We start from the raw sequence: 21,022 nt of genomic DNA on the forward strand, positions 1-21,022 counted from the left end.
AGATTGCATGTAGCATCTAAATGGTCAAGTCAAAAGCAATTGAGAAAGGCGATGGTGTCGCTTGCGGGGCGGGCAGACGCCTGTCCGGCGTGCGTTTGCGCGATTGTTCAGGCTTGCCGGTAAGTGAATTCAGGCACACCAGGTATATCGGTGCGGGGTGATGCGCTAATCTTTGCCGTGCAGCAGAAGGACGGCTCCCTCCATACCTCGGCCTTTTGTTGTTGCGTTTGTTTGTCGCTTTGTAGACTACGCACGAGCCTCGCTCGTGCGTTTTTTTTGAGCATTTTCCGGTCCGTTTTAAAGCGGGGACGCCTTGCGGGGCTTCGGTTGCGGTGAGATTTCACCCCAATGAAACCAAATCGGGCTATCCTGAGCATTGTTGCTCAAAGTCGAACGCTCACCATTGCGCCCATCCGGTGCGCAATTCCCTCCCATTCGAATCATTCGAAGGCGTCGACCAGCCCTCGCAGGAGCCGTCATGCTCGCTTTGGAAGTCGTTTCGCTGCCGGTTGCCGATGTCGACCGTGCGCTTGCGTTCTATACGCAGAAGGTCGGCTTCAGGCTCGATGTCGACTACCATCCCACGCCCACGTTCCGGGTAGTTCAGCTCACGCCGCCGGGCTCATCGTGTTCGGTGCAACTGGTTACGGCCGATTCCGCCGCGCGCGTGCGTAACCTGTACCTGGTCACGACCGACCTCGCGGCCGAGCGCGCTGCGCTGATCGAGCGCGGCGTAGCGGTCGGCGAGTTCCGTCACAAGGCGCCGATCGATACGTGGGAAGGTGGCTTTAGCGCCGGGCTCGACGCGCAGCGTCGCGACTATGCGAGCTTTGCCGACTTCGAAGACCCGGATGGCAACACATGGACGCTGCAGGAGCGCGGTTACCGCGCGCCCTGATATGGAAGATAGCCTCAACGTCTTTAACCAGCTTCGCCCGCGCTTGCAGAAAATGGCGTACCGGATGCTCGGGTCGGTCGCCGAAGCCGAAGATATCGTGCAGGAAGTCTGGCTACGCTGGCATGTGGCGTCTCACGACACGATCGACAATGCGGAAGCTTGGCTTGTTGCCGTGACGACGCGCATGTCGATCGATCGCTTGCGCGAGGCGAAAATCCAGCGCGAACACTACACGGGAATCTGGCTGCCCGAACCGCTGCTGACCGAATCGCCGGTGACGCCCGAGGAGGTCAAGGAACGCGCCGACGATGTGTCCGTTGCGTTTCTGTTGCTGCTCGAACGGCTTACCCCGGAGGCACGCGCGGCGTTTCTGCTGCGCGAGGTGCTCGATGTCGACTATGACGAGGTAGCCGAAGTAATCGGCAAGACGGAAGCGGCGTGCCGGCAACTCGTCAGCCGCGCAAAAGCGCAGTTGCGCGATGAGCGGCCGCGTTACGAGGTATCGCGCGACACGCATCGGCGTTTGCTGCAGAGCTTTACGCTCGCCATCGAGCGCGGCGACTTCGCCGGTATTCATGCGCTGCTCGCGGAAGAAGCGAGTCTGTACGGCGATGGCGGTGGCAAGGTGTCGAGCTTTCCGGAGCCGATGCGCGGCGGCAAGCGCATTGCGCAGCTCTTTTATGCGTCGTCACTGCGTTTCCAGAGCGAGGTTCGCTTCAGGCTTGTCGAGCTCAACGATCAGTGGGCGCTGTTGCGTTACCTCGACGGCCAGCTCGAGTCGGCGATGTCGTTCGAAACGGACGGCAACCGGATTGTCCGTATGCTCATTCAGCGCAATCCCGACAAGCTCTCATTTATTGCAAAAGCGCACGGTACGCCGCCCGAGCGCTTTGCTGCCTCCCACGCTTAATCGCAACGCCGCATTGATGTGCGGTTGATACCTGATTGGTGCTCTGAGGGCAACGCTGTGAGTCCAATCGTCTATCTACCGCCGTGCGCGCCGCAAACCTACCATGGCCTCTTTCCGTCCGCCGCCACGCGTCACGCGCGTGGCGCGCCAGGACTCGTCGATGCACATTTTTATCATCGTGAGGTTAGGCCATGTCCCAGCGCATCAACTATATTCAACAATCACCCGCTCTATTCAAGAAGTTCCTCGATTTCAGCATGCAGCTGAAGGATAGCGGCATCGAGCAGGCGACTCTCGACTTCGTCTCGCTGCGTGCGTCGCAAATGAATGGCTGCGGCTTTTGCTGCGACATGCACACGAAGGAAGCGCGCATTCACGGTGAGCGCGAGCTGCGACTTCACCATGTCGCGATCTGGCGCGAATCGACGCTCTTTTCGCCGCGTGAGCGCGCCGCGCTTGCATGGACCGAGGTACTGACGAAGCTGCCCGAGCACGGCGTGCCCGACGAGATCTACGAGCGCGTGCGCGGCCAGTTCTCCGAGAAGGAGTTGTCGGATCTGACTTATGCAGTGATGGCGATTAATGGCTGGAACCGCGCGAACGTCGCCTTCAGAACGGTGCCGGGTTCGTCGGACAAGACATTCGGTCTCGACAAGGCGAATCTCGCCTGAGCACGGTCACGCGGTTTTTCTCTGTTGTCCTGTCGTTGTTCCATCTTGATCCGCTTTTGATCCGCGTTATTGATCTGTATTTATCGCTGGCCCGCAATTGCGGGCCGCATCCTTTGGGAGCCCATCATGTTCCGCTCGAAAATCACTGCGATGGCTTTGATCACCCTCGCCGCATGGTCCGCGGGCACCGCGAGCGCCGCGGCGCCCGAGGCAATCGTCACACCGCTGATGACGCAGCCGCTTGCCGACTATCCGGGCAAGGAGGGGCTCATGATCATGGTCGAATATCCGCCCGGGTCGGTTGACCCGGTGCACCGTCACAACGCGCATGCGTTTGTCTATGTGCTCGAAGGGTCGATCGTGATGCAACTGAAGGGTGGCAAGGAAGTGACGTTGAAGCCTGGCCAGACCTTCTACGAAGGGCCGAACGACGTCCACACTGTGGGACGCAACGCAAGCCAGACGCAGCCTGCGAAATTTATCGTGCTGCTGCTGAAAGACAAAGGCGCGCCAGTGCTCGTACCTGAGAAGTAAATCCGGGGCCGCATAGGCAGGTGCCCGAAGAAAAATAATGGCGGCCGTGTCACAAACGGCCGCGCTCATCCGTCTAGTCGGGTGTGGACCCAACTATTTGCGCCTCCATGTCAGACTACGCCCTCCGCCGATCCGTTAGCGGCGCCGACGATCCGTTTGCCAGCAGTTTCGCAACCAGCTATGCCGGCGTCGTATCTTTTCTTGCCGTTGCCGATGAAGGGAGTTTCGCCCGAGCCGGGGATCGCCTCGGCATCGGGCGCTCATCGGTCAGCCGCAATGTGCAAAAGCTCGAAGCGCAGCTCGATACGCGCCTGTTCCTTCGCACGACGCGCAGCACGTCGCTGACACGCGAGGGCGAGCTGTTCTACGAGAACTGCCGGCCAGGCGTCGAGCGCATCGTGCAGGCGCTCGACGAGATGCGCGAGTTGCGCAGCGGGCCGCCGCGCGGGCAACTGCGTATCTGCTCGGCGCCCGGGTTCGGCCGCAAGATTGTCGCGCCGCTGCTGCGCGGGTTTCACGCGCAATTTCCGGGCATCACGCTCGAGCTGCTGCTTAACGATCGCCCGTCGGACTTCACCGGCGATCGCATCGACGTCTCGTTTCGCGACGGGCGCATGGAAGACAGCGAAATCGTCGCGCGTCAGCTGATACCGATGCAAATGCTTGTATGCGCGTCGCGCGACTATGCGCGCGTGCATGGCTTGCCGCGCAGCGTCGATGAACTGGCCGGGCACGGCTGCATCAACTTCCGGACCGCGTCGGGCCGCGTCAAGGAGTGGGAATTCAAGGTGGACGGGATCGCGCAACGGCGCCTGCCGGTTGCGCGCCATACGTTCAACGACGCCGACCTGATGCTGCAATCGGTGCTTGACGGGCAGGGCATTGCGCAGCTGCCCGCTTATCAGGTGTGCGATCTGCTTCGAGACGGGCGCCTTGTCAGCTGTCTTGCGCAGTATGTGCCGGACGACGGCGGCCACTATATCTGCTACCTGAGCCGCAAGCATCTGCCCGCGAGAATTCGTGTGTTCGTCGACTACATGATCGAGCATACGAGGCGGCTCGATCTCGATTGCCTGACCACGATGCCCGTGCAGCGGCAGACGGTCGCCGATGCTTGCGACGACGGGAGAATGATCGATGCAGCCTAAGGCATACGATCGGCGCGATCGGGCAAATGAAATGAAGCGCATCGACCCGTGGTCGCACATTATTAAAGGATTGCGCGGCCATCCCACCGATATCGGCCACGCGATTCGCAAGGCATCCTTTGCATCGCACGATTTCGACGAGCCGTTGCCGTGCGCCATCGCCAATGTCGTGTCGATCCGCCGTATCGAACGGCAGACTGAATCGACCATACTCGTTTCATGGAGCGATCCGACGCTTGGCCGGTATCAGGACCAAACGTGGCGCGCGGGCTTTGCGCGCACCGCCGGTGTGTGCGGTCTGACCGGCATGCCGGTACGCCGCGGCGACCCGGTGTTCAGGCCTGTCGTACGCGGCGGGTTCCGGCCGTTAAACGCATTCGACATGATTCTGGCCGACACCTTGCTGCGCACGAATGTGCGCATGGCCGATCCGTTTGCTTAGCGCATATCGCGCCACCATCGCTTAGCATGCCTCTAGCATTCGCGCAGTTCACAATAGTTGACAGATGCGCGATACGAAAAAAGTGATCATCACCACGTCGACTATCGATCGTCGCAATGAGTCCGCTTGCGACGGGTTCATTATCGGGGGCGTGCTATGCATGATCAGCGAACATCGGTTGCCATCATCGGTTCTGGAACGATCGGCACCGATCTGATGTGTAAGGTTATCGAATCGGAAGTCCTTAGCCTTGCGTTTGTCGTTGGGCGCGATGCAAACAGCAAGGGTCTTGCGATTGCCAAAGAGCGTCATGTCGAGACTTCAGCGGAAGGCATCGATTTTCTAAAAGAAAACGCAGACGCTTTCGATATCGTGTTCGACGCAACGTCGGCCTATGCGCACGCACAGAACAACAGCTTCTTCTCAGCCGCGGCCAAGTTCGCGATCGATCTGACGCCGGCCCGCATCGGCGCGATCTGCGTGCCTTCGATCAATCTCGGCGACGTTGGGCAGCAGCAGAACATCAACCTCATTACGTGCGGCGGCCAGGCGAGCTTGCCGCTAGTTCATGCGCTAAGAAATACCACCAAACGCATTGATTACATCGAAGTCGTGTCGACGATTGCGGCCGCTAGCGCCGGCCTCGCCACGCGCGAAAACATCAACCAGTATCTGCTCACCACCGAACATGCGCTGGCGCGCTTTAGCGGCGCGCCGGAGGTCAAGGCGATTCTGAATATCAATCCGGCCGAACCGGGCGTCTCGATGCAAACGACGATTTACGCCTATGCGTCGTTCGACGATTTCGGCGCGATCGAACTCGAGATAGAACGGGCGGCCGATGCGGTTCGCGAATACGTTCCCGGCTTTGAAATCGTGCTGAAGCCCGTGCTCGATGCGGGCAGGATCACCGTCAGCGTGACGGTGCGCGGCAGCGGTCATTATCTGCCGCAATACGCGGGCAATCTCGACATCATCAATTGTGCGGCGATTGCGGTCGCAAAGAGCCGGCACGAACATATCGCGAGCAAAAGATCATGACGAACACCATCATTCTGAGCGACGCAAGCTTGCGCGACGGCAACCACGCCGTTCGCCATCAATTGACGGCGCAGCAGATTGCGAGCTATGCAAGAGCCGCCGACGAAGCCGGTATCGATATCGTCGAAGTCGGTCACGGCAACGGCCTGGGCGCATCGTCATGCCTGCTCGGCAAGGCCACCAGCACCGATACGGAGATGCTGGCCGCGGCGCGTGCAAACCTGCGGCGCTCGAAGCTTAGCGTGCACTTCATTCCGGGCTTTGCGAAGACGACCGATATCGAGCGCGCGCTCGAGGTGGGCGTGGACGTGTTCCGCATCGCGTCGCATTGCACCGAAGCGAACATCACGCGCCAGTACATCGAGCACGCCAAGCAGGCGGGAAAAACCGCGTACGGCGTGCTGATGATGTCGCATATGGCGGATGCCGCAGAACTGCTGAGGCAGGCGAAGCTGATGCAATCGTATGGCGCCGATGCGATCGTCTTGATGGACAGTGCGGGCTTTTCGACGCCGGGCGACGTCGCGGAAAAGGTCGGGCGGCTCGTCGAGCATCTTTCGGTGGCGGTCGGCTATCACGCGCACAACAATCTCGGGCTCGCCGTGGCGAATTCGATCGTTGCCGTGCAATGCGGCGCGACGATGCTCGATGCCTGCGTGCGCGGCTTCGGCGCGGGCGCGGGCAACACACAGCTCGAAGCGCTTGTTGCCGTGCTCGAACGATACGGTTACGCGACGCGCACCGACTTCGCCCGCACGGCGGTGCTTGCCAAGGTGACCGAGTCGTTCCTGCCGGTGCGCACGCCGCATATTCCGATCGCGAACATCACGACGGGCGTCTACGGTCTTTTCTCCGGCTTTGTGCCGCATATCGAGCGCCTCGCGACCGAACTGAAAATCGATGCGTTCGAGCTGTGCGCGCGGCTTGCGGCGCGCAAGCTCGTCGCAGGGCAGGAGGACACCATCGTCGAAGAGGCGCACCGCCTTGCGGCCGAAATGAATGTCACGCGCGTGGCCGCATAAATCAAAACAAGGAGACACACGATGATCAAGAAAAACGCCGCATCGCATCACATCTGGACCGATCTTCAGGCGAAGCGACTTGACCCGAAGATCATGCAGGAGATCATTCAGGGTAACGACATGATGCTGTCGCGGCTGACGCTCAAAGCCGGGGCGCAGGTCAGCCGGCATTCGCATCCAAATGAGCAGTTCACCTGCATTCTCGAAGGCGCGCTGGAGTTCAGGCTCGGCGAAGACCTCGAACAGTCGGCTACGGTCAGAGCCGGTGAAGTGCTGCATATTCCGGCCAACGTGCCGCATAGCGCGTTCGCGCTCGAAGACACGATCGATCTCGACATCTTCACGCCGCCGCGCGAGGACTGGATGAAGCCGGGCGGCGAAGACTACTTCAGGAAGGGCTAATCGTGGAACAGGAAAAGCCTGGTAACGCCGATCATCTTTCGGCGGGGCAACGGGAACTGGACAACGTCTATCACCCGGAGCACGCGGCGTGGCTCAGGGAGGTGAAGTCGTTTTGCCCTGACTACTTTTCGATTATCGAAGAGTTCGGGCTCGGCAATCTGTGGCAAAGGCCGATGTTCACGGCGCGCGAGAAAGAACTGATTGTCTTTTCGACGCTGATTACGCAAGGCGATGCGGACAAGCAGATCCGTCAGCACGTTCATACCGGCCTGAAGCGCGGCATGCGCGTCGAGGAAATGCTCGAATGCGTCATTCTGCTCGCGGTCTATGTCGGCGTGCCGCGCACGCTGAACGCGATCAGCATCATCAAATCGGAACTGGAGGCCACGCGATGAACGTCGCCGACGCAATCGTCAAGGTGCTGCGTGACGAGGGCATCCGGCATGTGTTCTGCGTACCGGGCGCGGCAATCGACCCGTTACTCGAAGCCTTGTCGCGCCAGCATGACGTCGAGGCGGTGGTCTGTGCGCACGAGGCTGGCGCCGCATTCGCGGCGGACGGTTACAGCCGCGCGAGCGGGCGTTTCGGTGTGTATGCCACGACGAGCGGCCCGGGCTTCACGAATACGATGACCGCGTTGGCGACAGCCTATACGGACCGCTCGGCGGTGCTCGCCATTTCCGGCGAAGTGCGGCGCGATGCGATGGGCCGCGGCGCATTTCAGGATTCGAGCGCGGCCGGCATGCGCGCGAACAGCATGGCCACGCCGGTTACCGCCTTGCAGCTCGACCTTAACGTGCCGGCGCTGACGTTCAATCATCTGCACCGTTTGCTGAACGGCATGCTGGGGCACGCAACGCGCGGCCCGGTGCATCTGTCTATACCGGCCGATGTGCAGCGTGCGGATGTCGCCGGCAGTTGGTCCGCGCTTGACGAACGGCTTTATCAGCCGCGCTTCGTCGATGCGCACAGTTGCGGGGCATTCTGGGATCGTGTGGATGCCGGTCATAAAGTCGCGATTCTGGCCGGCAGCGGATGCGTGCAATCGCGCGCTGCGGAGGAACTAAAACGCTTTGCGGAACGCTTCGACGTGCCGGTGGCGACAACGTTGGCCGCGAAAGGGGTTTTTCCCGAAGATCATCCATTGAGTCTCGGCGTGCTCGGCTGGTGCGGCAATCATGCGGCGCACGATGCGCTAACCCGCGGCGAACTCGACGCGCTGTTCGTGATCGGCTCGCGGCTCAATATGCTCGATACGGTGATGTGGAGCGAGGGCCTCAAGCCTAGGCACGCGATGATCGTCAACGACATCAACGTATCGAACGTGTTTCGCGACTACGAGGTCGACCTGTCGATACTCGGCGACGCGCGCACCTGCCTCGAGATGCTTAACGATGCATCGCATGAAGTGTCGGCGCGTTTGCGCGCGAGCCGTGCGGCAAGACGCGACTGGGTATCTGAACTGAAAGCACGGCACACGTCGAATCATGCCGATGTCCGTCGCCATGCAAGAGCCGATTCGCTTGCAGCAAGCATTCACCCAGGCGATGCGATTCTGGCGCTGCGCCGGGTGATGCCACGCTCGACGCGCCTTTTTATCGACAGCGGCGCGCATGCCTTCTTCGCCGGGCACTATTGGACCGCCTATGAGCCGGGACGCTTTTTCACGTCGATCAAATATATGGGTGCGATGGGCTGGGCGATTCCCGCGGCAATGGGTGCACAACTCGGTGCACAACCCGGCGCACAACTGACCGAGCCCAACGATCCGTGCGTGGTCGTCACCGGCGACGGTTGCATGCTGATGCATGGCGTGGAGATCCAGACCGCGGCACGTTACGGTGTGCCGCTGATCTGTGTGGTGTTCAATAACTCGGCTTTTGGCAATCCGAAGCTGCGCGCCGACCGTGTCAGCGAGGCGATGGCGCGCTTGCATGCGTTGCCGACGCACGACTGGGCGAAGTTCGCGAATTCGGTCGGTGCGTTGGGGATCACGGTCGACGATCCGTTGAAGCTCACCCATGCCTTCGAACAGGCGTTGGCCGCGAAAACGACGGTGGTGGTCGATGTGCGCACCGGCAACTATCCAACGCCAACGGAGCGGTTTGATGAAGAGGCGCTCGCCGGGTCTTCGCACTAGAAACGTTAAAAAGGAAGCTGCCTCTACTGTTACTGGTGAGCGCCCGAAGCGGGTTCGCTAGCCGTGGCCGAAGGCGTGCTTTTGACCGGAGCCTGTTGCGTTTCGCTGCCCTGGCCTGCCGTTGCCGCGGAATTGCTCGTCGCGTCGGCTGCCGCGCTTTGCCCCGGCGTGCCGCTCGGCCCCGCGCTGTTGCTCATCACGCCGCTGCTGCCGGCGCTCAGATTTTCGCCGGCCTTCTGATCGGCCTTGTTGCATGCGGCGACGCCGAACACCAATGCGGCCGCGGAGAATGCAACGCTGATGAATCGTTTCATCCTGTCTCCTCTGTGATGTGAGGCCATTCCATTTAACACGCAGCAGGGTTCATACCCGATTCCCTCATTCGCAAGGGAACATCGCTTGCGTGCCTGCTTAAAAGATCGCGACGTATCGATCGACGCCGATCATCACTCTTGCAGGAGAGCATCAATGTCCGCATCGTTATCCACATCCACCATGCATGCGTACCGCATTCGCCGCTTCGGCGGCGCGGATGCCGTGCAACTCGACTCGATACCCATTCCCGAACCCGCGCCGAATGAAGTGCTGGTGCAAGTGCTGGCCGCGAGCGTCAATCCCGTCGACATAAAAACGCGCGAAGGCCGCTATCCGGCGATTCGCGAAGACGCGCTGCCTTTCACGCTGGGACGGGATTTCGTCGGCAAAGTAATGCGGGTCGGCCGCGACGCCGTGCAATGGCGCGCTGATCAGCATGTATACGCTTTCGTCGGCCAGGGGCAGGGCGCGTTTGCCGAGTTTGTCGTAATCGACGCTGCCGCGCTCGCCGAGCCGCCGCATTCCGTCGATATCGCCACGGCAGCCGCAGTGCCCCTTGCCGCACTGACCGCGTGGCAAGGCATCTTCGATCAGGGATTGCTTGAGAAAGGAGAGCGCGTGCTCGTACACGCGGCGGCGGGCGGCGTCGGCCATCTAGCTGTGCAGTTTGCGCGCGAGAAGGGGGCTGAAGTCTATGCGACCGCATCGGGCGATGGCATCGACTTTGTCCGCTCGCTCGGCATCGAGCACGTAGTCGATTATCGAAGCCAGCGCTTTGAAGACATCGCGCGCGAGATGGACCTCGTGTTCGATCTGGTCGGTGGCGAGACACAGTCGCGCTCGTGGCCGCTCGTCAAACGCGGCGGCGCGCTTGTGTCGACGCTAACGGAGCCTTCGCAAGCCGAGGCCGCCGCACGCGGCGCGCGAGGCGCACGCTTTACGGCGCGGCCGGACGGCGCGCAACTCGCTTCGATTGCTGCGCTGATCGACGAGGGCCGCGTGAAGGTGCGCGTGGCCGAACAGTTCGCGTTCGACAATCTAAAACAGGCGTTCGCGCGCATCGAAGCGGGCCACGTGCGTGGAAAGATCGTCGTAAAGGCTTAGCGATATCGAAGGCAGACGAAGTTGCGATCGCCGATGGATGCGGCAAACGCGTGCAGGCAGCCTGCCGTCCGAAATGCGCGCGATACGTACAAACCGGGACAGTTCATCCTGGCATAGCCTTTCCGGTGTCCGCACACCACACGCAATCGCACGCGATCTGCATGCGATTCACGTATCGGCGTGGACACACACCGTTCATCGTCATTGCAGGTCTCGAAGTATGTTTCGACGCTACGAATATAAGGGTTTTGTCGTCAGCATCGCAGTGGAAACGAACTGCCGTATGCCATTGCATAAGCCCCATACACGGAGTACGCAAAGCTTCCTTGCGATCGTGCAGGTCGCGAACAAGACCGAGGCCATTCCATTGACGGCTCCGTTGCATCTGGCAGGCAGAACCGGCGAGGATTTCCACACCGAAGCCGACGCGTTGATGGGCGGCTATGCGGCAGGGCAGCGGCTTATCGACGAAATACTGCACGTGCCTCATTGACCACATCCTCGCGTGCGCTACTGCTTTTCAGGCAACGCGTAAGCAACGATGTAGTCGCCCAGCTTGGTTCCGAACGACCCATGCCCGCCGGCGGCAATGACGACGAACTGCTTACCGTTCGCCTCGTACGTCATCGGCGTTGCCTGGCCGCCTGCCGGCAGCCGCGCGCGCCATAGTTCGCGGCCTGTGTCGGTGCTGAACGCGCGCAGGTAGTTGTCGGCGGTGGCGCCGATAAAGAACACGTGGCCCGCAGTCGTCATCGGGCCGCCGAGCATCGGCATGCCCATGCGGAACGGCAACGGCAAGGGCGAACTGTCGCGCACGGTGCCGATGCGCTTTTTCCACACGATCTGATTCGTCTCCAGATCGAGCGCCGCGACATAACCCCACGCCGGTTCCTTGCACGGCAGCCCAAGCGGCGACAGGAACGGATTCAGCGTCACGCCGAACGGCACGCCATACTGCGGCTGCACGCCGGCTTCGGTGCCGGTGCCGCTTTGACCCGCGCCTTGACTCGCAGCAGGCGGCTCCATCGGATTATGCGGACCGCGCGGAATCAGCCTGGATACGAACGGCAAGGCAATCGGGTTTGCGATCGCGATATGCCGGTCCGTATCGATGGCAAGTCCACCCCATTCGAACATGCCGAGATTGCCGGGGAAAACGAGTGTGCCTTGCTCGGATGGCGGCGTAAACGGCCCCTCGTAGCGCAGACGATGGAACATCACGCGGCACACGAGCTGGTCGTACATCGTGGCGCCCCACATATCGGCGCCGCGCAGATTTTGCGCGGGACGGAAAGTCAGTTGCGAATAGGGCTGCGTCGGGGAAACGCGATCGCCCGGCGCGGCGCCTTGCGGCACCGGCTCTTCGGGTGCGGGCACGATCAGCTTGCCGGTGCGGCGATCGAGCACGAAGATATTGCCCGTCTTGGCCGGCGCGTAGACGGCGGGCACGATATTGCCGTTCGCGTCCTTGAGGTCGACGAGGGTCGGCTGCGCGGGCAGGTCCATATCCCACAGATCGTGGTGCACGGTCTGATAGAACCACGCGAGCTTGCCTGTCGATGCGTGCAGCGCGAGCAGTCCGCTTGCATAACGCTCCATATCCGGCGTGCGGCGGCCGCCCCAGATGTCGGGCGTGCTCACGCCCATCGGCAAATACACGAGGTCGAGCTTGGGATCGTACGCGGCGGGCGCCCATGAGTTCGGCGAATTCGCGACGAAGCTGTGCTGGTCGTCGGGTATCGCGTTCGGCGCATGCGCGCCCGGGTCGAACGCCCAGAGCAGCTTGCCGGTTTCGACGTCGAAGCCGCGAATCGCGCCGGATGGCTCGCTCACAGAAAAGTTGTCGGTCACCGAGCCGGCCACGACGATCACTTTATCCGTGACGATCGGCGGCGAGGTCGGTTCATAGGCGCCTGAGGTTTTGACGGGTTCGAGATGCTGCAAATCGAGGTCGCCGTTATTGCCGAATCCGGCGCAGCGCTGGCCTGTCGCCGCATCGAGTTCGTACAGGTGGCCATTGTTGACGGGCAAAATCACGCGCCGCGAGCACATCGGCAAGGCCGCTTGTGCTTGCGTCGTCGTCGCCGCGCTTGCAGCGGCGGTCTCGTGATACGACACGCCGCGGCAGGTTACGTGCTGAAAGCCTGGGTTCGTCTTGAGGCCCGGATCGAAGCGCCATTTTTCCTTACCCGTTGCCGCATCGAGCGCGAACAGTTTCTGATGCGGCGAGCACAGATAAAGCATGCTGCCGATCTTGATCGGCGTGACCTCATCGGTAATTTCCTGCGGGTCGTTCTTGCCCTTGCGATCGCCGGTTTCGAAGGTCCACGCAATTTGCAGATTCTTCACGTTCTGCTCGTTGATCTGCGCAAGCGGCGAATAGCGCGTGCCGCCTTGCGTGCGGCCGTAAGCGGGCCAGTCGCCCGCGCGCGGATCGGAGTCTGGTGTCGGCGACGACTGTTCCGCGGAAAGAGTGCCGTTGATCTGCTGCGGATCGTTGTACGCCGCGTAGACGAGTATCGTGGCGCTCGCGATCAGGCCGATGCCGATGACAAGCGCGGCCGGCATGACCGCGCCGATGAACTGCCGGTAGATAAATGGAAGAATCAGCCAGACGCCGAACACGACCAGCACATCGATGCGCGGCGCGAGCGCCCAGAAGTCGAAACCGGACTCGCTGACGGCCCATGCGAGCGTGCCGATCAGCAGCAATCCATAGAGCGCGAGCGCCCATCGATTGCGCTGGAAAACGAGCCATGCGACCGCGAGCATCGCGATGCCCGCGATCACGTAATACGGCGAGCCGCGCACCGAGATAAGCCAGATGCCACCGACAAGCAGGTAAAGGCCGGAAAGCGCGGCAAACAGTATGGTTAGCCATCGGGTCCAGCTGGCCCTTTGCGGGACAGGCTTCGGTAGTGGATCGCGCGTATTTCGCTGTGGTGGCGTATCGGTCGTCATGGCGAAGAATCTCTGTCTATCTGTTTCGTATTTTTCGGTTCCCGCATCAGGCGTGCAGCGCGAAATGTTGTCCCGCGGTCGTCCGCGGTCGTCCCGCGGCGCTGCATGGAGAGAGGCGGCCGAAGGACCGTCTTGCACACTCCGTTCCCGGCGGGAAATATGACGAGGGGGGAATGCCCGCCTGGCGCCGGCGGCCGCTGCTTACGTCGGCGCCCTAAGCGCAGGCTGCCAGTAATGTTCTTTAAGCATGCTTTACGGACGCGCATCAGCCATTGGCGGGTTGGCCATGCTCCGATACGCTATGTTTGGGGGCGCGCTATGTATTTACCCTCCTTCAGCGTCGCCCTACAAGCGGGGACTTGCCACCCCGTTGCGTGTTACGCGGCCGGCAACCTTGCGCTGCCGGCCACTTTCTCGGCCCTCGTTTGCAGACCGTTTGCAGACCGTTTGCAGAATCGTTTGCAGATCGTCTGCACATCGCGTGCAGTGCTTCACTGCATCAGAAGTTGCTCATGATTCCCATATACGCGCCAGTCTGCGATTCGCCGGCGAGCGGACTCGTGTTCGGCGTCGAGCCGCGCGGGTTGGCAAATACCGAGAACGTCGCATTCGCGCTATTGCGCACATACGCGACAGTCGCGTAGAAAAACGTGCGCTTGCTGAAGTTATACGTTGTGCCAAGCGCATAGAGCGTGGCGTGGCCTGCGGGGTCGTGCGTTGCGTCGCCGCCGCCATTGGGCACGTTGACGTAGAAGCCCGCCGCCGTCACCGCCCAGCGCGTGGTTGCCTGGAGCGTGGCGCCGAGCCAGTAGTAGTTTGCGGTGTCCGCGAGGCCGGCGGGCGTGTCGGGCGCCGCGTAGTGTGTCCACGCGGCCTGGACTTTCACGGGGTCGACGTTGATGTTCGCACCGAGGAAGTATTCGCGCGAGGCCGTGAAAATATTGTCCATCTGCCCATTCGAGTTACGCAGCTCGTCATAGATGCCGCGAAACTCGAGGGCCGGCGAATGCCACGTCAGCATCACGCCGTTGGAGCGGCCGAATTCGCCTGGCGCCCCCGTGTTGAAGCTGGTCTGGTTGCCGAACGCGAACTGCGTTTGCACGTCGAATCCGCCGATGATGGGGCTGTGGTACTCCACGTTGTTGTTCGTCTGCTGCCAGTTGCGGCCACGCACGAGCGACGCCGACGACACCGCCTGCTGCACGAACGGATCGAATGCCCACACGCCGTCGCTGTCGATAAACAGATTGCGGCCGGCCTGGATTTGTCCAAGCTTCGAGTCGTTGAGGCCGACATAGGCGCGGCGCGAGAACAGTCGCCCGTTGCCGCCGGTCATGCCATTCATCACCTGGAAGGCCGTTTCAAGGTCGAACAGCGCATTCAGGCCACCGCCTAGATCTTCGGTACCGCGCATGCCCCACATGCTTGTGCCCCAGTCGCCGCTCTCAGCGCTCCAGCGCGATGCGTTGGTGCCGTTCGGCTGGGCCAGATGGTTCAGGTACTCGATGCCGCCGTCGATCCGGCCATACATCTCGACGCTCGATTGCGCGTGCGCGGGGCGGGAGATGACAACGGCGATGGTGAGCGCCGTGAGCGCGATCGCTGCTGCAGCGCAAAAACGCTGAACGTGCGCGTGCTGACGGCGCCGGAGAAGGACATGCGGGCAGAAAAAGGCAGTGCTCAGCATCGGTTGTCTTATTCTCTGTTGTTGTCCTGACTGAAGCGGCTGCCATAAAACTTGCCGTTGTCAGTGTGCCGTAAACATACACCGCTTCGCCGCGCGCATTGGTGCGCCAGGGCGCAGGCCAAGCCGGAGCGTGGCTGGAACGCTACATGCTCGTCGCCAGATGATATTTCGGTAACAGGTGAATTCACATGGCAAGCGAGAGAAAGAGCAGCACGTACCCATTTGCGTCGGGCGGTTGGGGATCGGTGAAGGCGGTCGCGAAAATTCTTCTGCAGGAAAAGGCGCCGCTCGCAGATAGCCGCGCCTTGATGCATCAGAATAAGCCCGATGGCTTTATGTGCGTGAGCTGTTCATGGGCGAAGCCTGCGTCGCCCCATCCGTTCGAGTTCTGCGAAAGCGGCGCGAAGGCGACCGCGTGGGACATCACAGCGAAGCGCATGACGCCCGAATTTTTCCGCGTGCATCCGGTTCGCGAACTGCTGACATGGCACGACCACGATCTGGAAGAAGCGGGGCGCCTGACTGAGCCGATGCGCTACGACGCGGCCACCGACCGATACGTGCCTGTTTCGTGGCAAGACGCATTCGATGCGATCGGCGCGCAACTGCGCGAGCTCGACCCGAACAGCGTGGTGTTCTATACGTCGGGCCGCGCGTCGCTCGAAACCTCGTACATGCTGCAGCTGTTCGCGCGCATGTACGGGACGAACAATCTGCCCGATAGCTCCAACATGTGCCACGAAAGCTCGAGCGTCGGGCTCAAGGAAGCGATCGGCGTCGGTGTGGGCACCATCACGCTCGACGATTTCGAAAAGACCGATTTGATGTTTTTCTTCGGCCAGAACGTCGGCACGAACAGCCCGCGCATGCTGCACCAGCTGCAGGACGCGAGAAAGCGCGGCGTGCCGATCATCACGTTCAATCCGTTGCGCGAACCAGGCCTGCTTCACTTCGCGAACCCGCAGTCGCCGAAAGACATGCTGACGCCCGGCGATACGCAGATCAGCACGCAGTACCACCAGGTTAGAACGGGCGGCGACACGGCCGCGATGCTCGGCATCTGCAAGGCTGTGATCGAGGCCGATGACCATGCGCTCAGCGCCGGCGAGCCGCGCGTGATCGATGTCGATTTCATCCGCGAGCATACGAACGGCTTCGAGGCGTTCGCGCAATACGTTCGCGACGCAAACTGGGACGAGATACTTCGGGAAAGCGGGCTGCAACGAGAGGCGATCGAAGCGGCCGCAAGCGAGTATATGAAGGCGAATGCCGTGATCGCGCACTACGGCATGGGCATGACGCAGCACCGCATGGGCGTGCAGAACGTGCGGATGCTCGTCAATCTGCTCCTGCTGCGCGGCAATGTCGGCAAGCCCGGCGCGGGGCCATCGCCGGTGCGCGGCCACTCGAACGTGCAGGGCCAGCGCACGGTCGGCATTACCGAAAAACCCGAACTCGCGCCCCTCGATCAGCTTGCAAAGCAGTTCTCGTTCGAACCGCCGCGCGAGAAGGGCATGAATATCGTCGAGGCATTCGAAGCGATGCTCGACGGCAAGGTCAAAGCGGTCGTCAACCTTGGCGGCAATCTGGTGCGTTCCGTGCCGGATCGTTTGCGTACCGAGCCCGCGTGGGGCCAGCTCGATCTCACCGTGAACATCACGACGAAGCTCAATCGCAGCCATCTCGTGCACGGCAGGGACTCCTATGTGCTGCCATGCCTGAGCCGCATCGAAATCGACCGGCAGGCGGGCGGCGACCAGGCCGTGTCGATGGAAGATAGCACCGGTTGTTTCCACGGCTCGCGTGGTGTGGCGGAGCCGGCGTCGCCGTCGATACGCTCGGAGCCGTTTATTGTCGCCGGCATCGCGAAGGCAACCTTTGGCGCTCGCTCGACCGTCGACTGGGACGCATGGCGCGACGACTACGCGCGCGTGCGCGCGGAAATGGCGAAAACGTGGCCGGAAATGTTCGATGATTTCGACCGGCGCATGTGGACGCCCGGCGGCTTTCCGCGGCCCTTGCCCGCGCGCGAGCGCAAATGGCAAACAAAAAGCGGCAAGGCTGAATTCATGGCGCCCACTTCGATCTGCGAAGACCCGGATATGCCCGTGCGCGAGCCCGACTCGCTGCGGCTCATGACCTTACGCAGCGACAGCCAGTTCAACACGACGATCTATAACCACGACGATCGCTTCAGAGGCATCAAGGGCTCGCGCATGGTCATCCTGATGAACCCGTCCGATATGGCGACACGCGCGCTGTCGCACGGCGACACGATCACGTTGCAGACGATCGCGGACGATGGCGTCGAACGCCGCGTCGACGGGCTCACGATCGTGCCGTTCGATATCCCGCAGGGTTGCATTGCCGGCTATTACCCGGAGTGCAATCCGCTGCTGCCGCTGTGGCACTGCGCGAAGGAAAGCAAAGTGCCGGGGGCGAAGTCGATACCGGTGCGGGTCATGCGGGAGACGGCTCGGGAAGCGGTGCTGTGAGCAATCTGTACGAAATCGAAGATTTATGGATACGGCGGGGTACTTAACAATGCGACGCGAGGCGTTTACCCTCGAACCACACAGCCGCATGATGGAACCGGCAGTACCGGCGATCGCTCGCGGTGGCGATCGATGCGTGCTGAACACGTCTTCACTAATACAACAATGGAGGCGCATATGTTGAGTCCACACGAGTTCGCCACGCTACTGCTCGTCAAGAATGCGCCGGATCTGACCGACATCGACCGCGGCGAATTGAAGACCCTGCTCGAACAGCAACTGGTCGCGCTCGAACAGACGGTCAGCGGCATTGCATTGCCGACGCTGACACCGGGCGGTCAATCGCTGCTGCGCGCGATGGCTTCACTGATAAGCGGCGACGCGCTGCAATCGAATGACATACGCCCGGCCGAAGCGCCGTAGACGCGTTGTCGCTCAAAGCGCTTATGCTGCGCATATGGCATATACGTTCTACACAATCGGGCATGCGACGCGAACGCTCGACGAGTTTCTTTCGCTATTGAAAGGCGCGCAGATCGCGACACTCGTCGACGTTCGCCGTATTCCGCGCTCGGCCACGAACCCTCAGTTCAATGCCGATACACTGCCCGATGCGCTCGCGCCCGCAATCGGCTATCTGCACATCGCCGAGCTTGGCGGCCGGCGCAGCATGCGCAAAGACGTGTCGCCGTCGACTAACGCGTTCTGGCAAAACCGCTCGTTTCACAACTATGCGGACTACGCGATGAGCGGCGAGTTTGCCGCGGGTTTTGCGCAGCTGCTCGAACTCGGGCAGCAGGGCGCTTGCGCGATCATGTGTGCGGAGACCGTATGGTGGCGCTGCCACCGGCGCATCATTGCCGACTATCTGCTTGCGCGCGGCGAAAAGGTCGTGCATATCGTCGATGCGGACAATGCCGGCGCGGCGACGCTGACGCCGGGCGCGCGACCGCAAGCGGACGGTACGTTGACGTATCCCGAGCAATAGCAAATGCGAAGGTCGCGTGGTGACCGTTGCGCACCGAACGCCGTACCCGCGAATCTGCGATCGCTTCCGGCGCGCGGCTATAATTGCGCTCAAACTTGAGCCACGGAAGTTCGACGCGTGAAAAAAATCACATCGTTTGCCACCGCCTTCGCGATTATTATGTCCGCCGCGTTTGCGCTTGCCGCCTGCTCGTCGCCTGAAAAGGAACAGCGGGCGGAGCAGCGTCTGGAACGCAATCAGGCGGGCCTTTCAACCGCGCAACATAACGCGACGGTCGATTGCAGCGCAACCGCTCAGTGCGATTCCGCCTGGGCGCTGACGAAGCGCTATATCGAGCAGCATTCGAGCACGTCGGTCACGCGCGCCGACGCGTTCGCGATCGACACCGATGTGCCGTCCGGTTCCGGCGATCCCGCTTATTCGGCCACGCGCGTGGTGAAGGGCGGCGGCGGCGCGGCGACGCTTACGCTGTATGCGCAGTGCCGCGGCATGTACGGACCTAACGATACGAAAGCCTCGGACTATAACGAGTGCGCCGAGAAAATCATCAAGATCCAGAACGGGTATGTCGATTTTCTGCGGACGCATTTGCCGGGGCAGTAGAACGCTCGAGCGCTAGCGCTAGCGGATTTCCCTCGCCACACTTTGCAGCTTCGTGAACGCGAGATACCGCGCATCGTGCAATGAAGCGATGTCGCCGGCGGCCGGCGCGTAGGTATTCGTAATGCGCGACATGCCCGTCATCGCCGAGCGTACGTCGTTAAAAAGGCCGCCTGCCACGCTGCCGAGCATCGCGGCGCCGAGCAGCACCGGTTCTTCCGCCTGAATCGCGAGCACGGGCTTGCCCGTTGCATCGGCGAGCAGCTGACGGACAAGATCGAGCCGTCCCGCGCCGCCGCTAATCACAACCTGCTCGATCGGCGCGCCGGCCTTCGCCTGCGTTTCGATGATCTGCCGCAGCCCGTAACCGATGCTGCAAATGCCGGCGATATAAAGCGCGACGAGACTGTCGAGACCGGTTTCCATATCGAGCCCCGCGATCACCGCCCGCGCATGCGGATCGGCGAACGGCGCGCGGTTGCCAAGGAATTCGGGCACCACATGCAAGCCTTCAGCGAGTTTCACCGCGCCCGACAAATTGTCCGACTGCTGTGACGCAAGCCCCGCCAGCATCACCGGCAGAGACTGGCCGGCTTGCGCCGCGTCGGTCTGCGCGCGCAGCGTTTCAGGGTGCATCGAGAGCAGACGCTCGATGGCCGCGCCCGCCACCGACTGGCCGCCTTCGTTGAGCCATGCTTCGGGCACCATCGCCGAGAAGTACGGCCCCCAGACGCCGGGCACGAACACCGGTTTTTGCGTGGTCGTCATCGTGCACGACGAGGTGCCGAATACGTAGCCAAGCGACGATTCGGGCTTGCCCTGCGCGCCGACCGTGCCGATTCCGCCGGCGTGCGCATCGATGATGCCGGCTGCGACCGGTGTTCCTTCGCGCAGGCCCAGTTCGGCTGCGGCATGGGCCGTCAAGCCGCTGCCAAGCGGCGTACCCGGGTCGACCACCTTCTGGCCGATCCTCGCGAAGTCTTCGTCGGCGAGCACGCCGAGGCCGACCGTGCGGAAGTAGGTTTCGTCCCAGCGCTGCTCGTGCGCGAGATAAGTCCATTTGCACGTGACCGTACACGTCGATCTCGACAGATCGCCGGTTGCGCGCCAGGTCAGAAAGTCGGTCAGATCGAAGAACTGCCACGCTTTGGCGAACACCTGCGGACGATGTTCGAGCAGCCACAGCAGCTTCGGCGTCTCCATCTCGGGCGAGATCTTGCCGCCGACGAATCTCAGCACCTCATGGTTCGTCTTGTTGATCCGCTCGGCCTGCTCGAGCGCGCGGTGATCCATCCAGACGATGATGTCGCGCGCAGCGTTTTCCGACGGACCGACGGGCAACGGCTGTCCGCCTTCGCCGAGGACGACGAGCGAGCACGTCGCATCGAAGCCGATGCCGGCGATCTGTTCCGGCGACAGCGCGGCCTGCGCGAGCGCTTCCTTCACCGAATGACAGATCGCATTCCAGATCTCGCCGCTCGATTGCTCGACGATCGAGCCTGTCTCGTGGAAAACGGTGATGTCGCGTTTGGCCGATGCCACCATCAGGCCGGCCGCATCGAAGATGCCGGCGCGGGCACTGCCGGTGCCCACGTCGACGCCGATCACATAGCGCGTGTTCGCTGAGGTCATGATTCAAGGCCTCGCATAAAAGGGAGGTGTTT

Annotated in this window: 21 protein-coding genes; 17 read left to right on the forward strand and 4 right to left on the reverse strand. The window is 61.8% G+C overall.

Annotation, left to right across the window (positions count from 1 at the left end; all coding sequences use genetic code 11):
- Positions 1 to 478 precede the first annotated feature (478 nt).
- From KZJ38_RS28070 to KZJ38_RS28120, 11 genes are all read left to right on the forward strand, one after another.
- Complete coding sequence (locus KZJ38_RS28070; protein WP_219803285.1) at positions 479 to 898, forward strand: VOC family protein; 420 nt, start codon at positions 479 to 481, stop codon at positions 896 to 898.
- Between the two features lies 1 nt (position 899).
- A complete protein-coding gene (locus KZJ38_RS28075; RefSeq protein ID WP_219803287.1) occupies positions 900 to 1,808 on the forward strand; it encodes an RNA polymerase sigma-70 factor in 909 nt (302 codons plus the stop codon).
- Positions 1,809 to 1,999: 191 nt separating this feature from the next.
- Positions 2,000 to 2,479: a carboxymuconolactone decarboxylase family protein gene (locus tag KZJ38_RS28080; RefSeq protein WP_219803289.1), complete on the forward strand. Its 480-nt coding sequence runs from the start codon at positions 2,000 to 2,002 to the stop codon at positions 2,477 to 2,479.
- Between the two features lie 126 nt (positions 2,480 to 2,605).
- On the forward strand, positions 2,606 to 3,013 hold the full coding sequence (locus KZJ38_RS28085) for a cupin domain-containing protein (protein ID WP_219803290.1): 408 nt from the start codon (positions 2,606 to 2,608) through the stop codon (positions 3,011 to 3,013).
- Between the two features lie 107 nt (positions 3,014 to 3,120).
- Positions 3,121 to 4,161 (forward strand): LysR family transcriptional regulator, encoded by a 1,041-nt coding sequence (locus KZJ38_RS28090; protein WP_219803292.1) that lies wholly within the window; start codon positions 3,121 to 3,123, stop codon positions 4,159 to 4,161.
- 31 nt (positions 4,162 to 4,192) lie between these two features.
- A complete protein-coding gene (locus KZJ38_RS28095; protein ID WP_219803294.1) occupies positions 4,193 to 4,603 on the forward strand; it encodes a DUF3331 domain-containing protein in 411 nt (136 codons plus the stop codon).
- Positions 4,604 to 4,759: 156 nt separating this feature from the next.
- The gene (locus tag KZJ38_RS28100; RefSeq protein WP_219803296.1) at positions 4,760 to 5,644 is read left to right on the forward strand and encodes an acetaldehyde dehydrogenase (acetylating); all 885 of its coding nucleotides are present in this window, start codon (positions 4,760 to 4,762) and stop codon (positions 5,642 to 5,644) included.
- Positions 5,641 to 6,666, forward strand: a complete 1,026-nt coding sequence (gene dmpG, locus KZJ38_RS28105) for a 4-hydroxy-2-oxovalerate aldolase (protein ID WP_219803298.1) — start codon at positions 5,641 to 5,643, stop codon at positions 6,664 to 6,666. The genes KZJ38_RS28100 and dmpG overlap by 4 nt, the downstream gene beginning before the upstream one ends.
- Before the next feature lie 93 nt (positions 6,667 to 6,759).
- Positions 6,760 to 7,068: a cupin domain-containing protein gene (locus tag KZJ38_RS28110; RefSeq protein ID WP_425518441.1), complete on the forward strand. Its 309-nt coding sequence runs from the start codon at positions 6,760 to 6,762 to the stop codon at positions 7,066 to 7,068.
- A gap of 2 nt (positions 7,069 to 7,070) precedes the next feature.
- Positions 7,071 to 7,463 carry a carboxymuconolactone decarboxylase family protein gene (locus KZJ38_RS28115; protein WP_219803301.1) on the forward strand — a complete coding sequence of 131 codons (393 nt, stop codon included), beginning with the start codon at positions 7,071 to 7,073 and terminating at the stop codon, positions 7,461 to 7,463.
- A complete protein-coding gene (locus tag KZJ38_RS28120; protein WP_219803302.1) occupies positions 7,460 to 9,208 on the forward strand; it encodes a thiamine pyrophosphate-binding protein in 1,749 nt (582 codons plus the stop codon). Before KZJ38_RS28115 ends, KZJ38_RS28120 begins: the two co-directional genes overlap by 4 nt.
- Before the next feature lie 29 nt (positions 9,209 to 9,237).
- On the opposite strand, the gene KZJ38_RS28125 is transcribed toward KZJ38_RS28120, so the two are convergent.
- Positions 9,238 to 9,522 (reverse strand): hypothetical protein, encoded by a 285-nt coding sequence (locus KZJ38_RS28125; RefSeq protein WP_219803303.1) that lies wholly within the window; start codon positions 9,520 to 9,522, stop codon positions 9,238 to 9,240.
- Between the two features lie 154 nt (positions 9,523 to 9,676).
- On the opposite strand from KZJ38_RS28125, the gene KZJ38_RS28130 reads away from it, so the two are divergent.
- Together KZJ38_RS28130 and KZJ38_RS28135 are read left to right on the forward strand one after the other, a co-directional pair.
- Positions 9,677 to 10,627 carry an NADP-dependent oxidoreductase gene (locus KZJ38_RS28130; protein WP_219803304.1) on the forward strand — a complete coding sequence of 317 codons (951 nt, stop codon included), beginning with the start codon at positions 9,677 to 9,679 and terminating at the stop codon, positions 10,625 to 10,627.
- A 283-nt stretch (positions 10,628 to 10,910) separates the two neighbouring features.
- Positions 10,911 to 11,120: a hypothetical protein gene (locus tag KZJ38_RS28135; protein ID WP_219803305.1), complete on the forward strand. Its 210-nt coding sequence runs from the start codon at positions 10,911 to 10,913 to the stop codon at positions 11,118 to 11,120.
- Between the two features lie 17 nt (positions 11,121 to 11,137).
- Here the strand turns inward: KZJ38_RS28135 and KZJ38_RS28140 are convergent, their stop codons facing one another.
- On the reverse strand, positions 11,138 to 13,588 hold the full coding sequence (locus tag KZJ38_RS28140) for a glucose/quinate/shikimate family membrane-bound PQQ-dependent dehydrogenase (RefSeq protein WP_219803306.1): 2,451 nt from the start codon (positions 13,586 to 13,588) through the stop codon (positions 11,138 to 11,140).
- Positions 13,589 to 14,087: 499 nt separating this feature from the next.
- A complete protein-coding gene (locus tag KZJ38_RS28145; protein ID WP_246642073.1) occupies positions 14,088 to 15,119 on the reverse strand; it encodes a porin in 1,032 nt (343 codons plus the stop codon).
- Between the two features lie 344 nt (positions 15,120 to 15,463).
- Here KZJ38_RS28145 and KZJ38_RS28150 point away from each other — a divergent pair, with 344 nt between their 5' ends.
- The 4 genes from KZJ38_RS28150 (at position 15,464) to KZJ38_RS28165 (ending at position 19,361) form a co-directional block, all read left to right on the forward strand.
- Positions 15,464 to 17,770 carry an FdhF/YdeP family oxidoreductase gene (locus KZJ38_RS28150; RefSeq protein ID WP_219803308.1) on the forward strand — a complete coding sequence of 769 codons (2,307 nt, stop codon included), beginning with the start codon at positions 15,464 to 15,466 and terminating at the stop codon, positions 17,768 to 17,770.
- A 177-nt stretch (positions 17,771 to 17,947) separates the two neighbouring features.
- Entirely contained in the window at positions 17,948 to 18,193 is a 246-nt protein-coding gene (locus tag KZJ38_RS28155) for a hypothetical protein (protein ID WP_219803310.1), read from the forward strand.
- 34 nt (positions 18,194 to 18,227) lie between these two features.
- Positions 18,228 to 18,758, forward strand: coding sequence for a DUF488 domain-containing protein (locus KZJ38_RS28160; protein ID WP_219803312.1), 531 nt, complete (start codon positions 18,228 to 18,230; stop codon positions 18,756 to 18,758).
- 159 nt (positions 18,759 to 18,917) lie between these two features.
- Complete coding sequence (locus tag KZJ38_RS28165) at positions 18,918 to 19,361, forward strand: hypothetical protein (RefSeq protein WP_219803675.1); 444 nt, start codon at positions 18,918 to 18,920, stop codon at positions 19,359 to 19,361.
- A gap of 18 nt (positions 19,362 to 19,379) precedes the next feature.
- Here the strand turns inward: KZJ38_RS28165 and KZJ38_RS28170 are convergent, their stop codons facing one another.
- Positions 19,380 to 20,990 carry an FGGY-family carbohydrate kinase gene (locus KZJ38_RS28170; RefSeq protein WP_219803313.1) on the reverse strand — a complete coding sequence of 537 codons (1,611 nt, stop codon included), beginning with the start codon at positions 20,988 to 20,990 and terminating at the stop codon, positions 19,380 to 19,382.
- Positions 20,991 to 21,022: the final 32 nt, after the last annotated feature.

The organism is Paraburkholderia edwinii, assembly GCF_019428685.1.
In the GTDB taxonomy this organism is placed as follows: domain Bacteria; phylum Pseudomonadota; class Gammaproteobacteria; order Burkholderiales; family Burkholderiaceae; genus Paraburkholderia; species Paraburkholderia edwinii.